At 45.1% G+C, this 13,327-nt stretch carries 9 protein-coding genes, 1 other RNA gene and 1 other annotated feature; of the genes, 1 reads left to right on the forward strand and 9 read right to left on the reverse strand.

Going from position 1 to position 13,327, the window contains the following annotated elements; translation table 11 throughout:
- Positions 1-2: 2 nt before the first annotated feature.
- From B1A98_RS05500 to hisS, 5 genes are all read right to left on the reverse strand, one after another.
- Positions 3-779: a hypothetical protein gene (locus B1A98_RS05500; RefSeq protein ID WP_063385494.1), complete on the reverse strand. Its 777-nt coding sequence runs from the start codon at positions 777-779 to the stop codon at positions 3-5.
- Positions 780-957: 178 nt separating this feature from the next.
- Positions 958-1,725 (reverse strand): tRNA threonylcarbamoyladenosine dehydratase, encoded by a 768-nt coding sequence (locus B1A98_RS05505; protein ID WP_063385493.1) that lies wholly within the window; start codon positions 1,723-1,725, stop codon positions 958-960.
- Between the two features lie 158 nt (positions 1,726-1,883).
- A non-coding RNA gene (gene ssrS / locus B1A98_RS05510) (6S RNA) lies at positions 1,884-2,073 on the reverse strand.
- Positions 2,074-2,143: 70 nt separating this feature from the next.
- A complete protein-coding gene (aspS, locus tag B1A98_RS05515) occupies positions 2,144-3,919 on the reverse strand; it encodes an aspartate--tRNA ligase (protein WP_063385492.1) in 1,776 nt (591 codons plus the stop codon).
- A complete protein-coding gene (gene hisS, locus B1A98_RS05520) occupies positions 3,920-5,197 on the reverse strand; it encodes a histidine--tRNA ligase (protein WP_063385491.1) in 1,278 nt (425 codons plus the stop codon).
- Between the two features lie 66 nt (positions 5,198-5,263).
- Positions 5,264-5,492 (reverse strand) — a binding site (T-box leader).
- A gap of 255 nt (positions 5,493-5,747) precedes the next feature.
- On the opposite strand from hisS, the gene B1A98_RS05530 reads away from it, so the two are divergent.
- On the forward strand, positions 5,748-7,094 hold the full coding sequence (locus B1A98_RS05530; protein ID WP_063385489.1) for an N-acetylmuramoyl-L-alanine amidase family protein: 1,347 nt from the start codon (positions 5,748-5,750) through the stop codon (positions 7,092-7,094).
- A 319-nt stretch (positions 7,095-7,413) separates the two neighbouring features.
- On the opposite strand, the gene dtd is transcribed toward B1A98_RS05530, so the two are convergent.
- The 4 genes from dtd to recJ all read right to left on the reverse strand — a co-directional run bounded on the left by dtd (position 7,414) and on the right by recJ (position 13,175).
- The gene (gene dtd, locus B1A98_RS05535) at positions 7,414-7,854 is read right to left on the reverse strand and encodes a D-aminoacyl-tRNA deacylase (RefSeq protein WP_063385488.1); all 441 of its coding nucleotides are present in this window, start codon (positions 7,852-7,854) and stop codon (positions 7,414-7,416) included.
- Positions 7,855-7,867: 13 nt separating this feature from the next.
- Positions 7,868-10,063 (reverse strand): RelA/SpoT family protein, encoded by a 2,196-nt coding sequence (locus B1A98_RS05540; RefSeq protein WP_063385487.1) that lies wholly within the window; start codon positions 10,061-10,063, stop codon positions 7,868-7,870.
- A 239-nt stretch (positions 10,064-10,302) separates the two neighbouring features.
- The gene (locus tag B1A98_RS05545) at positions 10,303-10,818 is read right to left on the reverse strand and encodes an adenine phosphoribosyltransferase (protein WP_041097448.1); all 516 of its coding nucleotides are present in this window, start codon (positions 10,816-10,818) and stop codon (positions 10,303-10,305) included.
- Positions 10,809-13,175 carry a single-stranded-DNA-specific exonuclease RecJ gene (gene recJ / locus B1A98_RS05550; protein ID WP_063385486.1) on the reverse strand — a complete coding sequence of 789 codons (2,367 nt, stop codon included), beginning with the start codon at positions 13,173-13,175 and terminating at the stop codon, positions 10,809-10,811. The genes B1A98_RS05545 and recJ overlap by 10 nt, the downstream gene beginning before the upstream one ends.
- Between the last annotated feature and the right edge of the window lie 152 nt (positions 13,176-13,327).

The raw sequence follows: 13,327 nt of genomic DNA on the forward strand, positions 1-13,327 counted from the left end.
CATTACACCTCTACTTTTCGATTGAGCAGCCAGGCAGCAGCTAAAAACAAACCGACATGAAAAAGAACAGAGACAATGATCGGCCATATTTGAATAGCGCCGTTTTCAACAGAAAAACTCATTGCGCCTATTCCCCATGCTTGCGTACCAGGTTCGCTAACACGGACCGTCCAGCTGGCAAACCATTTTTCAATAAGCGGAATTTCCAGCATCTTTGCCGCTAGCCATTGAAAGGCGACATAAATGGCAATTACAACGCCCCACCGGATTTTCTTAAGCAGCGGGTACGCATTTAACGAATGATACACCGTCCACAGAAACAGCCCCCAGACAGTGAAATATAAAGCTCCTGCCGTAAGTGCCCCATTTAATAAAAATCCTTCCCTGTATGGCACGCTCCTTCCAGGTATATGAATATACTCCTGCACATTAGCGATATTTAGCGTAATCAGCGCCAATACATCCGTGAGAACTAAGGAAGCGAGAAAAACAGCCAGTGCAACCACAAGTTTGGACAACAGCAGCCGCATTCCCCCTGCCGTACTATGCAGCCAGTACTGTCCTTTCTCCTCCGCTTTCAGCAGCACCATTTCTGTCATCGGCAAAAGAACGAGGTGAAAAAGATAAATCATAAAAATAAATGGAAAGACGAGGGCAAATGCATCATAGTACGTCGCAAACATCAGCCCTGCCCCATAAATCGCCAATACAGCAATCAGCCATAACCAAAAATAATTTTTAATGAGTAAAAAATCTTTCTTTAGCAGTCCTTGAAACATTTTGTCCCCTCCGTGTATCAGTGTTCTATTTAGATAGTACACTAGAACACCATGACAGTCAACACTCATTTCCATTTTTTTCACTAAACCGTTTTTTCCGTCTCACTTTTCTTTCTTCTCCTCTAGCGGAAAAGACAAAAGAAAAAAGCCGCCCTGAACAGGACAGCTTTTTTCTCCTTTATTTTTCATCATTTACGCGGGTAATCTTAATGTCTTTTAATAATTCTCTTACGACATAACTTGCCATAATCAATCCGCAAACAGAAGGAACGAAGGCGTTAGAAGCAGGCGGCATCTTCGCCTTGCGAATCTCTGCTTGGTCATTGCCGACTACTTTGCGAACATCCTCACGAATAACGATCGGGCTTTCATCAGAAAACACAACCGGAATGCCTTTGCGGATTCCTTCTTTTCTCAAGCGGGTCCGAATCACTTTGGCAATCGGATCTGTATGAGTTTTTGAAATATCAGTAATTTGAAAACGGGTCGGATCTAATTTATTGGCCGCTCCCATGCTCGAAATGATTGGAATGTTGCGTTTCAGGCATTCTTTCATCAAATGGATTTTATAAGAAATCGTATCGGAGGCATCGACGACGAAATCCAAGTCATACTTAAAAAATTCTTCATATGTTTCTTCTGTATAAAACATATTCAGCGTGATAACCTCGCACTCCGGATTAATATCGGCAATACGCTCCTTCATTACCTCTGCTTTTGGCTGGCCAACCGTTGACAGTAATGCAGGAAGCTGGCGATTGACGTTCGTAATATCGATGGTGTCTTTATCTACAAGCACCAGGCGCCCCACACCTGAACGAGCGAGTGCTTCTACAGAAAAGGAGCCAACGCCGCCGATACCGAGAATAGCAACGGTGCTGTTTTGTAAAATATCCAGCCCTTCTTGTCCGAAGGCGAGTTCATTGCGTGAAAATTGATGCAGCATGAATAGGATCACTCCATAACATTAATAATATATTCTTATCTTTTCAGATAGGATTAATCTTACTTGAAAACATTCATTCATTCAATGTTTTCCCCTATTTCTGCAACAAAAAAACAGCCCCTGTCAAAAAGAGGCTGTGAGTGGCAATAGATATAAAGGGGAATCCCGATCGTGCCGTTCGATGAATCTATATGTTTTGAACCCGCTCTAGGCAGGTGGGTGCCCTGAAGTAAAATTTGTACGTCCTCCGTTAAAGAGGCGTGTACGCCATTTACATACCCGAGCTCCCGTAACATACATTGTTCGGTCAAAACAGATAGTGAAAATAAACGGACACATCAGGACTTCCCTTCGTTGAAAATAATCATAACACACGTGTATAACGATTTCAACTTTCAATTATCTAAATATTTAAAAATCACTTTTTCGCTGTCGCGCGAATCGCTAAATGCAATTCCTCCAGCTGGCCAGAGCTTACTTCGCTCGGAGCATCCATTAAAAGATCGCTTGCGCTAGCTGTTTTCGGGAAAGCAATCGTATCGCGCAGGTTTGTACGCCCTGCAAGCAGCATAACCATCCGGTCCAGTCCAAGTGCAATCCCGCCATGAGGAGGTGTACCGTATTCAAACGCATCCAGCAAGAAGCTAAATTGCTCTTTCGCTTCTTCCTTCGTAAAACCTAACACCTCAAACATCTTTTCTTGAATATCGCGCTCGAAAATCCGAATAGAACCGCCGCCGAGCTCATATCCATTTAAGACAATATCGTAAGCCTGCGCCCGTACTTTTCCTGGTTCATCGTTCAAAAGCGGCAGATCCTCACGAACCGGCATTGTAAATGGATGATGGGCAGCAAAATAGCGCTTAGCATCCTCATCATATTCAAGAAGCGGCCAATCCGTCACCCAGAGGAAATTAAATTTGTTTTCATCAATCAAGCCAAGGTCTTTTCCGAGCTTTAGACGAAGAGCTCCAAGGGCATCAGCTACAACGGATTTTTTATCCGCTACAAATAGCAATAAGTCGCCTGCAGCGGCTGCTGAGGAAGAGATTAAACCATTTTGTTCTTCCTCAGAGAAGAATTTAGCGATCGGACCTTTTAAGCCATCCTCCTCTACCTTCATCCAAGCAAGCCCTTTGGCTCCGTATATAGCAGCAAACTCTGTCAATGCATCAATATCTTTGCGGGAGTAAATCGTTCCGCCGTTTTTGACGTTGATGAGCTTTACTTGTCCACCGCCGGCAACAGCACCAGCAAATACTTTAAAGCCTGAATCCTTTACTTGTTCAGATACGTCCACTAACTCCATGCCAAAGCGTGTATCTGGTTTGTCAGAGCCAAAACGGCTCATCGCCTCATCGTATGTCATCCGCGGGAACGCCTCAGTGATTTCGATGCCTTTTACCCGTTTCATGACGCGCTTCAGCATTTCTTCGGCCATAGCCATGATATCTTCCTGGCTCATAAAGCTTGCTTCAATGTCGATTTGCGTAAATTCCGGCTGACGGTCTGCACGCAAATCTTCATCACGGAAACAGCGGGCAATTTGATAATAGCGATCAAAGCCGGATACCATGAGCAGCTGCTTGAAAAGCTGAGGCGATTGCGGCAGCGCATAGAATTCGCCTCCATGCACACGGCTCGGGACTAAATAGTCACGGGCTCCTTCTGGCGTGCTTTTGGTTAAAATCGGTGTTTCTACATCAAGAAAGCCTTCTTCATCAAGGTAATCGCGCACTGCTTTTGTCACATCGCTGCGCATTTTAAACGTTTCGTACATCACTGGACGGCGTAAATCCAGGTAGCGGTACTTCAAGCGAATGTCCTCAGATACTTCAGCCGCATCTTCAATCGGAAATGGAGGAGTTTTTGCCTCACTTAAAATAGTGATTTCATTTACTTTGATTTCGATTTTCCCGGTAGCAATACTCTCATTAATTGTGCTTTCGTCACGGGCAATCACTGTTCCTTGAATATCCAGCACATACTCATTTCGGACTTTTTCAGCTATTGCTAATGCCTCTGCAGATGTTTCTGAATCAAATACAATTTGCACGATGCCTGTACGATCGCGAAGGTCGATGAAAATTACTCCGCCTAAATCTCTGCGGCGCTGCACCCATCCTTTTAAAGTGACGCTTTCGCCAATTTGCTGCTCTGAAATTTTTCCACACTCATAAGATCTGCCAAACATTTACTTTTCCTCCATCTTCTTTCTTAATGTCTCAACGAATTGATCAAGCGCTATTTCCTGCTGCTCGCCTGTTTCCATATCTTTTATATTAATTTTATTTTCCTTTAGCTCATCTTCGCCCAAGATCGCAACGAACCGTGCTTGTAAGCGGTCGGCCGCCTTGAACTGAGCCTTCATCTTGCGATTTTGGTAATCGCGCTCCGCTTTTATTCCTGCTGTTCGCAAATCATGAACGAGCTTGACCGTGTAATCTTTCGCCTCTTCTCCGAGAGAAACGACATAGCAATCGAGCCGGTTATCATCTTCCCACGCGATCCCTTCTGCCTCCATCGCGGCAAGAAAGCGTTCCATACTAAAGGCAAAACCGATCCCCGGAACGTCCGGGCCGCCCATTTGGCTGACAAGTCCGTTATAGCGTCCGCCGCCGCACAGTGTCGTAATCGCCCCAAACCCGTCGGCCCGGCTCATAACTTCAAATGCCGTGTGGTTGTAGTAGTCAAGACCGCGGACAAGCGTCGGGTCAATTGTAAAGTCAATGCCAAGTGCAGTTAAATAGCTTTGGACCTTTTCAAAGTATGTACGGGAATACTCATTTAAATAGTCTAAAATAGACGGAGCAGATTTCATTAATTCGTGTTCTCGGTCTTTTTTACAGTCCAAGATGCGCATTGGATTTTTTTCCAGGCGGCTTTGGCAATCCTCGCAAAACTCGCCAATTCGCGGCTGAAAGTGATCGATGAGCGCATTTCTATAAGCGACGCGGCTGTCCTTGTCACCGAGCGAATTTAAGACGAGCTCCACTTTTTGCAGGCCGGCCGTCTTGTAAATATCCATAACGAGCGCCATGACTTCAGCATCAATAGCCGGATCTTCGCTGCCGATCGCTTCAACGCCAAATTGGACAAACTGGCGATACCGTCCTGATTGCGGACGCTCGTAGCGAAACATCGGCCCATTGTAATATAATTTGACCGGCTGGTTCGGATCTCCAAACATTTTATTTTCCACAAACGACCGAACAACAGCTGCTGTTCCTTCCGGGCGCAGTGTCAGACTGCGGTCTCCGCGGTCTGTGAAGGTATACATTTCCTTCTGCACGATATCTGTTGTATCGCCGACTCCACGCTGGAACAATTCCGTGTGTTCAAAGATCGGCGTCCGGATTTCTTTATATTGATAATTGCGGCAAATCTCTGTAGCAATTTTCTCAATGTGCTGCCATTTTTCCACCGTTCCCGGTAAAATGTCCTGCGTGCCGCGCGGAATATTGATACTCATATTTCTTCCTCCTTCAATAGATTTTCAGGTGTTTTTTTCCAAATAAAAAAACCCTTCATCCCTCCAATAAGGGACGAGAGTTTAATTCCCGTGGTACCACCCTGGTTAAAGCGGACTAGCCGCTTTCACTTTTCCATTAACGCCTGGTTGCGTTTTCCTCTACTTGAATGCTTCGTTCAAGGAAAAACCTCCGGAGTGTTCCTTCATTACGGTGCGGACGGGAATAGCTTACAGCCACGGCTCTTCCTCTCTGAACGTGCAATCCTTAACTACTTTTCTCCATCATTGGTCGAATTATTTGGTTGTCAGCAAAAGTCAGGAAGACGGCTCTGCTGTTCGTTATCAATGTTCCTATTATAAAAAACTTTCTTGGTGCATTCAAGCTTCTTTTTCACAACTTTCCGCATATATGCCGCTTTCAGAGACAGATGATTACAAAAAGACAGACCTTTTTCTTAATTTAAGAAAAATAGCGGAAAGAAACGCCAAAACGTGAAAGAGATGCTAAAATAATACGTGAATTTATTTATCTTCTTGAAGGCGGTGAATTATGGATAGGAAAAAAATTAGTTTAATAGCAGCCTTTGTTTTATTGCTTAGTCTTTTACCGGTAGCCATCCCTTCTGCAAATGCGGCCCAGCAGCAGGTGGAGATCGCCGTAAACAAGGCAAATGTCCGCAGTGAACCGAACATGTCGGCAAGCTTAGTTGGACAAGCCAACCGCGGCAAGCGGTATATTGTGTTGAAGGAACGGTATGACTGGTATCAAATCCAGCTTGATAATGGCGTAAAAGGCTGGGTCGCCGGTTATATTGTTAACAAAACAGATGCTTCCTCCGAAAGAAGCCGAGCAGGAAATGAAGAACCAGCACAAAGCGCGGGCACAGGCAAATCAGCCACTATTTTGGCTGACGGCCTAAACGTACGAAATGAACCGTCTTTGTCTGCGGGTGTCATCGGAAAACTTCACATTGGCGACCAAGTTCCTGTAAAAAAAGTAAGAAATGATTGGGTGAATATTCGCTACAAAGGACAAAACGCCTGGGTGAGCCGGCAGTTCGTCCGCCTATCAAGCGAATCAGAGCAGACAACCAGCCACAGCGAAACAGCAGCAGACGGCTTTGCTGTTATTCTATATAATGGAACAAATCTCCGTTCCAGCGCCAGCACATCGGCTTCTGTGGCAGCAAGAGGCTCTCAAGGAGAGCGCTATCCTATTCAAGCCCGGGTTGGAGATTGGTATAAAATCGGCCTTGCAAGCGGCCAGCAAGCGTTTGTAGCAAGTTGGGTAGTATCTGTAAACGGAGAATCCCCTTCTGAAAACTCTTCCTCGGAGCCAGCTGCCGACCGCACACCGGGGCTGCAGGGAAAAACCATTATTTTAGACCCGGGACATGGGGGGATGGATGCTGGCACGACCGGCATGAATGGCACGTTTGAAAAGTTCATTACATTAAAAACTGCTGACCGCTTATACAATAAGCTTCGACAGGCAGGAGCTAATGTAATATTGACCCGTTCCGGCGACCAATATATTTCGCTTCCTTCCCGAGTTGCTACGGCTAAATACCATCATGCCGATGCATTTATCAGCCTTCATTACGATAGCACTTATCACTCGGGAGCAAACGGATTCACTACTTATTATTACCATAACCGTCACAAACAACTCGCAAAAGATGTCAATCGCAACCTTGAACAAAATCTGCCAATCAAGAATCGCGGTGTCCGCCGCGGCGATTACTATGTTTTGCGTGAAAACAGCCGGCCATCCATTTTGCTCGAGCTTGGGTACTTAAGCAATCCGAAAGAAGCCTCGGCGGTTGTGACAAGCCCTTATCAGGAATTGATCACTAACGGCGTTTATAACGGACTAAGCTCTTATTTTAATAATTAAGGCACAGCTACAGGGCCAACCTAAAGGATCATGACACATGACTTTTGGGTTGGCCCTTTTTCTTCTTTTAAAAAACAGGCGGTGCGTCTCCTGGTCACAAACACTCCTCCCACTTCAATGAACAGGGAGGACAAAGTTTAAGGCGGCCCGTTTTAAGCTTAGATGCCGAATGGATCTAGCTAGCGGCCCTGGAGATGTCTATCTTTCTTCCAAATGTTTAAATCAATGAAAAATCAAAAAGGGTTCGGAATAAGACCTTCCGAACCCTTTTGCCGACACACTCAAGCAGATGAAACCATCGTCTGCTTGAGTGTGTCTATCAATTGCTCTCCAGTATAAACGTCACAGGACCGTCATTCACCAAGCAGACATCCATCATAGCACCAAATTCTCCGGTTTCCACATGGACACCTTTCTCCTTGAGCAGCTCGTTAAAGCGGTCATAAACCCGCTCAGCCTGCTCTCCTTTAGCAGCCCCCATAAAATTCGGGCGGCGCCCTTTGCGGCAATCACCGTACAAAGTAAATTGAGAAACAGATAAAATGGCTCCTCCCACATCAAGAAGCGAGCGGTTCATCTTGCCTTCTTCATCTTCAAAAATCCGCAGATGAACAATTTTTTCAGCTAAGTAGGCGGCTTCCTCTTCTCCGTCTTCATGCGTAACACCGACAAGAAGAACAAGGCCGCTATCAATACGGCCTACTACCTTTTCTGCTACAGTAACAGACGCTTCTTTGCTTCTTTGCAAAACAACCTTCATCTCTAAAACACCCTTAATTTAAAATTCTGTGCACAGAATAAATATCTGGAATTTGCTTAATCCGTTCCACCACTTTATGAAGGTGGCTAATATTATGAATATAGATGGCCATGTCAATTTTCGCGACTTTATTGCGGTCAGACCTGCCGGAAACAGTAGAAATATTCGTTTTCGTTTCGCTGACTGCCTGCAGCACTTCATTCAGCAAGCCTTGACGGTCATAGCCTGAAATCTCAATTTCCACGGTATATTCCTTTTGATCAGCTGTTCCGCCTTCCCATTCTACTTCAATTAAACGGTCGGTCGACTCCTCGTCGTTTACGTTCGGACAATCGGCGCGGTGAACAGAAACTCCGCGGCCTTTCGTAATATAACCGACGATATCATCGCCTGGAACCGGGTTGCAGCAGCGGGACAAACGGATGAGCAAATTGTCAATTCCCTTAACAGTAACACCGGAATTTTTTTTCGACTGGGACTGTGGAGAAACAGGCTTCAGGTCTTTTAATGATTCTTCAACGAAAGCTTCCTGATCCCTCATTTTCCGAAGCTTTTCTGTCAGGCGGTTAACGACTTGCAACGCCGTGATCCCATTATAGCCAACAGCAGCATACATATCTTCTTCATTGGCAAAATTGAATTTTTCAGCTACTCGCTTCACATTCTCAAGCGTAATTACTTCCTTCACATCAAAATCCATGTTTTTAATTTCTCTTTCTACTTGTTCCCGGCCTTTAATAACGTTTTCTTCCCGATTTTGCTTTTTGAAAAATTGCTTAATTTTATTTTTAGCCTGAGACGTCTGCGCCATTTTCAGCCAATCCTTGCTCGGCCCATATGAGTGCTTGGACGTTAAGATCTCAACAATATCGCCCGTCTGAAGCTTGTAATCGAGAGTCACCATTTTTCCATTCACTTTTGCCCCGATCGTTTTATTGCCGATCTCCGAATGGATACGGTAGGCGAAGTCAAGCGGCACTGAGCCTTTTGGGAGTTCAATTACGTCTCCTTTTGGCGTAAAGATAAATACCATATCGGAGAAAAAGTCGATCTTTAATGACTCCATAAACTCTTCTGCATCAGCGGAATCATTCTGGTATTCCATAATCTCACGGAACCAGGTCATCTTTTTATCGAATGAAGCTTGCTCATCAACCGTTTTGCCTTCCTTGTAAGCCCAATGGGCAGCCACCCCATATTCAGCGATATGATGCATATCCTTTGTCCGGATTTGCACTTCAAGCGGGTCTCCTTTTGGACCGATGACTGTCGTGTGAAGCGACTGATACATATTCGTTTTCGGCATGGCGATATAATCTTTAAATCGGCCAGGCATCGGCTTCCAGCAAGTATGAATGACTCCCAGCACCGCATAACAGTCCTTAATGCTGTCCACAATGACGCGAACGGCAAGCAAGTCGTAAATTTCGTTGAATTGCTTATGCTGCAGAGCCATTTTGCGATAAATGCTGTAAATATGCTTCGGCCGTCCGGATAACTCGGCCTTAATAGCAATTTCATTGAGGCGCATTTTCACATCTGTAATGACTTCCTCTAAATATTGCTCGCGTTCCGCCCGTTTTCTCTTCATTAAATTGACAATTCGATAATATTGCTGTGGATTTAAATAACGCAGAGCAATATCTTCCAGTTCCCATTTAATCTTTGAAATTCCCAGACGGTGAGCAAGAGGGGCAAAAATCTCCAATGTTTCATTGGCAATGCGCCGCTGTTTTTCGTGCGGCAAATGCTTTAACGTCCGCATATTGTGCAGGCGGTCTGCCAGTTTGATTAAGATGACGCGAATATCCTGTGCCATTGCGACAAACATTTTTCGGTGATTTTCTGCCTGCTGTTCTTCTTTGGATTTATATTTAATTTTTCCGAGCTTTGTTACGCCATCTACAAGCATGGCTACTTCTTCTCCAAAAGCTTCTTTCATATCTGCGAGTGTTATGTCCGTATCTTCGACAACATCATGCAAAAAACCGGCTGCTACAGTGGCCGGATCCATTTCTAAATCTGCCAGTATTCCCGCCACTTGAATGGGATGAATAATGTAAGGCTCCCCTGACTTCCGATACTGGTCCTTATGCGCTTCTTGAGCGTATTGATAAGCCTTTTCTACGAGCTTGACGTGTTCTGCGTTTAAATATTCACTCACCTTCTCAATCACTTCGTCGGCAGTCAACACCCGATCTTTTGCCATATATTTACTCACCTTTGCCATCTATTAAATATTTTTGTTCACTCTTCAAAAAAAATTCTAATAGTTCTTATTATCGAAAAAAAGTCGGCAGATGTAAAGGCATCTTGTTCATTTTCTAAAGAAAATGCAAAAAGAATGTCGAAAATATTCACTTTATTTTCAGACTTTTGCTAAAATGCCCCTCTTTTCGCAAAACAAGTATAAAAAACAGACACTGCTGGCAGTGCCTGTTTTCGGTTTTATTCATAAGGTATTAGAGTTAGTACATCGTAGCCATCTAGTTTGCTGCGACCGTTCAAGTAGGAAAGCTCTACTAAGAAGGCAATGCCTGCTACAATGCCGCCAAGCTGCTCTACAAGCTTGATTGTCGCTTCGATCGTGCCTCCTGTCGCCAATAAATCGTCCGTAATCAGCACACGCTGGCCCGGCTTCACGGCGTCTTTATGAATAGTCAGCAAGTCTTCGCCGTACTCTTTTCCATAAGCGACTTTTACTGTTTCACGCGGGAGTTTGCCGTCTTTGCGCACAGGAGCAAATCCAACCCCAAGCGCATAAGCCACCGGACAGCCGACAATAAAGCCGCGAGCTTCAGGACCGACGATTAAATCAATTTCTTTTTCTTTAGCGAATTCTACGATTTGATCTGTCGCATAACGAAAGGCGTCGCCATTATCCATTAATGGAGTAATATCTTTAAATTTAATGCCCGGCTTCGGCCAGTCCGGTACAATTTTAATATACGGTTTTAAATCCATGATTTAACTTCCTCCTCATTCTTAACAGGGGCATTCACGTGCTTATCCAGCCAGAGCTTTAATTCCTGGCATGAGGAATAGAGCAGCTGATTCTCCAGTTCAAATTGCATTTTCTTATTTTGATACGTTTGGGATTCATTCAGGTCCCGTTTAGGGGCTTGTGTGTTTAAGTGAATGATTCCCTCACTTATTGTAACAAAGTCAAGTTCAAAAAACACTTTTGACATAAAATCAATGGTTTCCCGCGACCATCCTCGATACTTGGCCAACTGATCCCCGTTTTTGATTAAGTCTAAGCTTTTGCGTTTCAATAAAAAAGCATAGAACCATTTAAAATGGTCTCTTGTCGGCATGGTGCTGAAAAAGTGGCTTTCCTTTTGATAAAAATGGGCATAGATACGTGCCGGACAGCCCTGTTGCAATACATCCTCGATGACCTCCACCTCCTGCGGCAGATCGACAAGTACAATATTCTTGTCATCAATGGATAGCTGCGAAGCTTCTTCACGGCTGCGAATCCACACCGTTTCTGCCTGAAGCTTCTCCAAGTTCAAGTCAGAAGCTGTTTCTTCTCTAAAGGTAATGAACAAGCGGTCCTTTGGAACCTGGCTGATCCACTTTTCAAACTGCCGATGTCCTCTGACGTCAAACAACTGCCATTGGTCGACCCGCAAATCTCTTAGAAACAGCTGCGGCTTGCGAATATTGTTCCATTCATTGATAGACAGCTCTCCAATGGCGGACACTTTTGAAAAAGGCGCCACATGATCCGCGTAATCCCCAAGTCCAAAGCCAATCGTATCAAGTGATCCGCTGCTTCCTTCCAGCTGAAGCTTTAAATGGGTCTTATCCGAACCAATTTTGCGAATCGTTGAGAAATCTGCTTTCTCGATAAGCACCTGCGGCTTCGGATTGCCCATTCCATAAGGCGCCAGCATGTTTAATTCCTCAATAACCGCCAGGCTCACCTCTTCCAGCGGCACAACGGCATCCAGCTCAGTCACAGGAATTAGATCTTCCGCAGATAACTGTTCATCAGCAAGTAAACAAAGCCTCTCTCTTAATTCATCCACGTCAGACAGCGCCAACGTCATGCCTGCCGCCATTGGGTGTCCGCCAAAATGGGGGAGCAGCTCCCGGCATGTGGAAAGATTCTTAAATAGATCAAAGCCGGCAATGCTCCTTGCAGACCCTTTTGCCTTATTCGCTTCCTTGTCAAAGCTAAGCACAATAGCCGGACGGTAAAACGTTTCTACTAATTTCGATGCAACAATACCAATCACGCCGGCGTTCCAGTTTTCTTTTCCAATTACAATAACCGGATATTTCTCAGGCGGGTAATGAGACTGCACCATCTCCATTGCCTCCTTGGCAATCTCGGAAACAATGGTTTGCCGTTCTTTGTTCATCATGTCAATTTCCTGAGCCAGCTCTTTTGCTTCTGTCCGGTCTTTTGTAAGCAGCAAATCAACAGCCGGATCAGCATCAGCGAGACGGCCTACTGCATTAATGCGGGGAGCGATCATAAATCCTACTGTTTCCTCATCAACCGACTCCGGCTTTGTAGACGTTAACTGCAACAACGCCTCGATGCCTGGCCGCGCCGCCTGCCGGAGCTTGTTTATCCCTGCCTTCGCAATGGTTCGATTTTCCCCTTTTAAAGGCACAAGATCTGCAATCGTTCCGACGGCTGCTAAATCCAGCAGGTGTTCCGGCAGATAGCCATACAAAGCGTGAGCAACCTTAAAAGCCACCCCTACACCGGCTAAGTAAGGAAACGGATAGTTCCCTTCCGGAAGTTTAGGATGGATAATAGCCAATGCCTGCGGCAGCTCCGGTCCTGGTTCATGGTGATCCGTGATGATCAAGTCCATGCCAAGCTCAGCAGCCACAGAGGCTTCCTTCACTGCAGCAATTCCTGTGTCTACCGTAACGATTAGCTGATATCCCTGTTCTTTGGCCAAGCGGAAAGCCGCTTCATTCGGACCGTACCCTTCTGTAAAACGATTTGGAATGTAAAAGTCTACCTTTGCTCCTAAATCGGTTAAGGCGGTCATCATTACAGATGTGCTGCTGACTCCATCCGCATCGTAATCCCCGAAAATTAAAATAGGCTCTTCATCGGCAATTGCCTGATGAATCCGGTCAACTGCCGCTTTCATGCCGTCCAGCAAAAACGGATCATGAAATTCATTTCCTTTATCAAATAAAAAACTCCGCGCTGCATCCGTTTCAGTTATGCCGCGATTGATCAACAAAGAAGCTAACAGCGGGCTAATTCCCAATCTGTCTGTTAGTTGATCGCGCATTTTCTCGTCTGTCTCCCGGACAATCCAGCGGGTTCGTGATTTTAACATACCTTCACCCCTCAGCCTTACTATTATACAAGAGTGAAAATCGTGATTCAACGCAAGCGTTCATTTTCCTCGCCGACCAACAACAGAGTGTGGCTTTTTTGACTGATTTGCTTTTTTAAAAAAAGGATGCCTTCACGCCGAAAAACGGCTTT

This window comes from Pseudobacillus badius (genome assembly GCF_002189605.1).
Taxonomy (GTDB): Bacteria; Bacillota; Bacilli; order Bacillales; family Domibacillaceae; genus Pseudobacillus; species Pseudobacillus badius.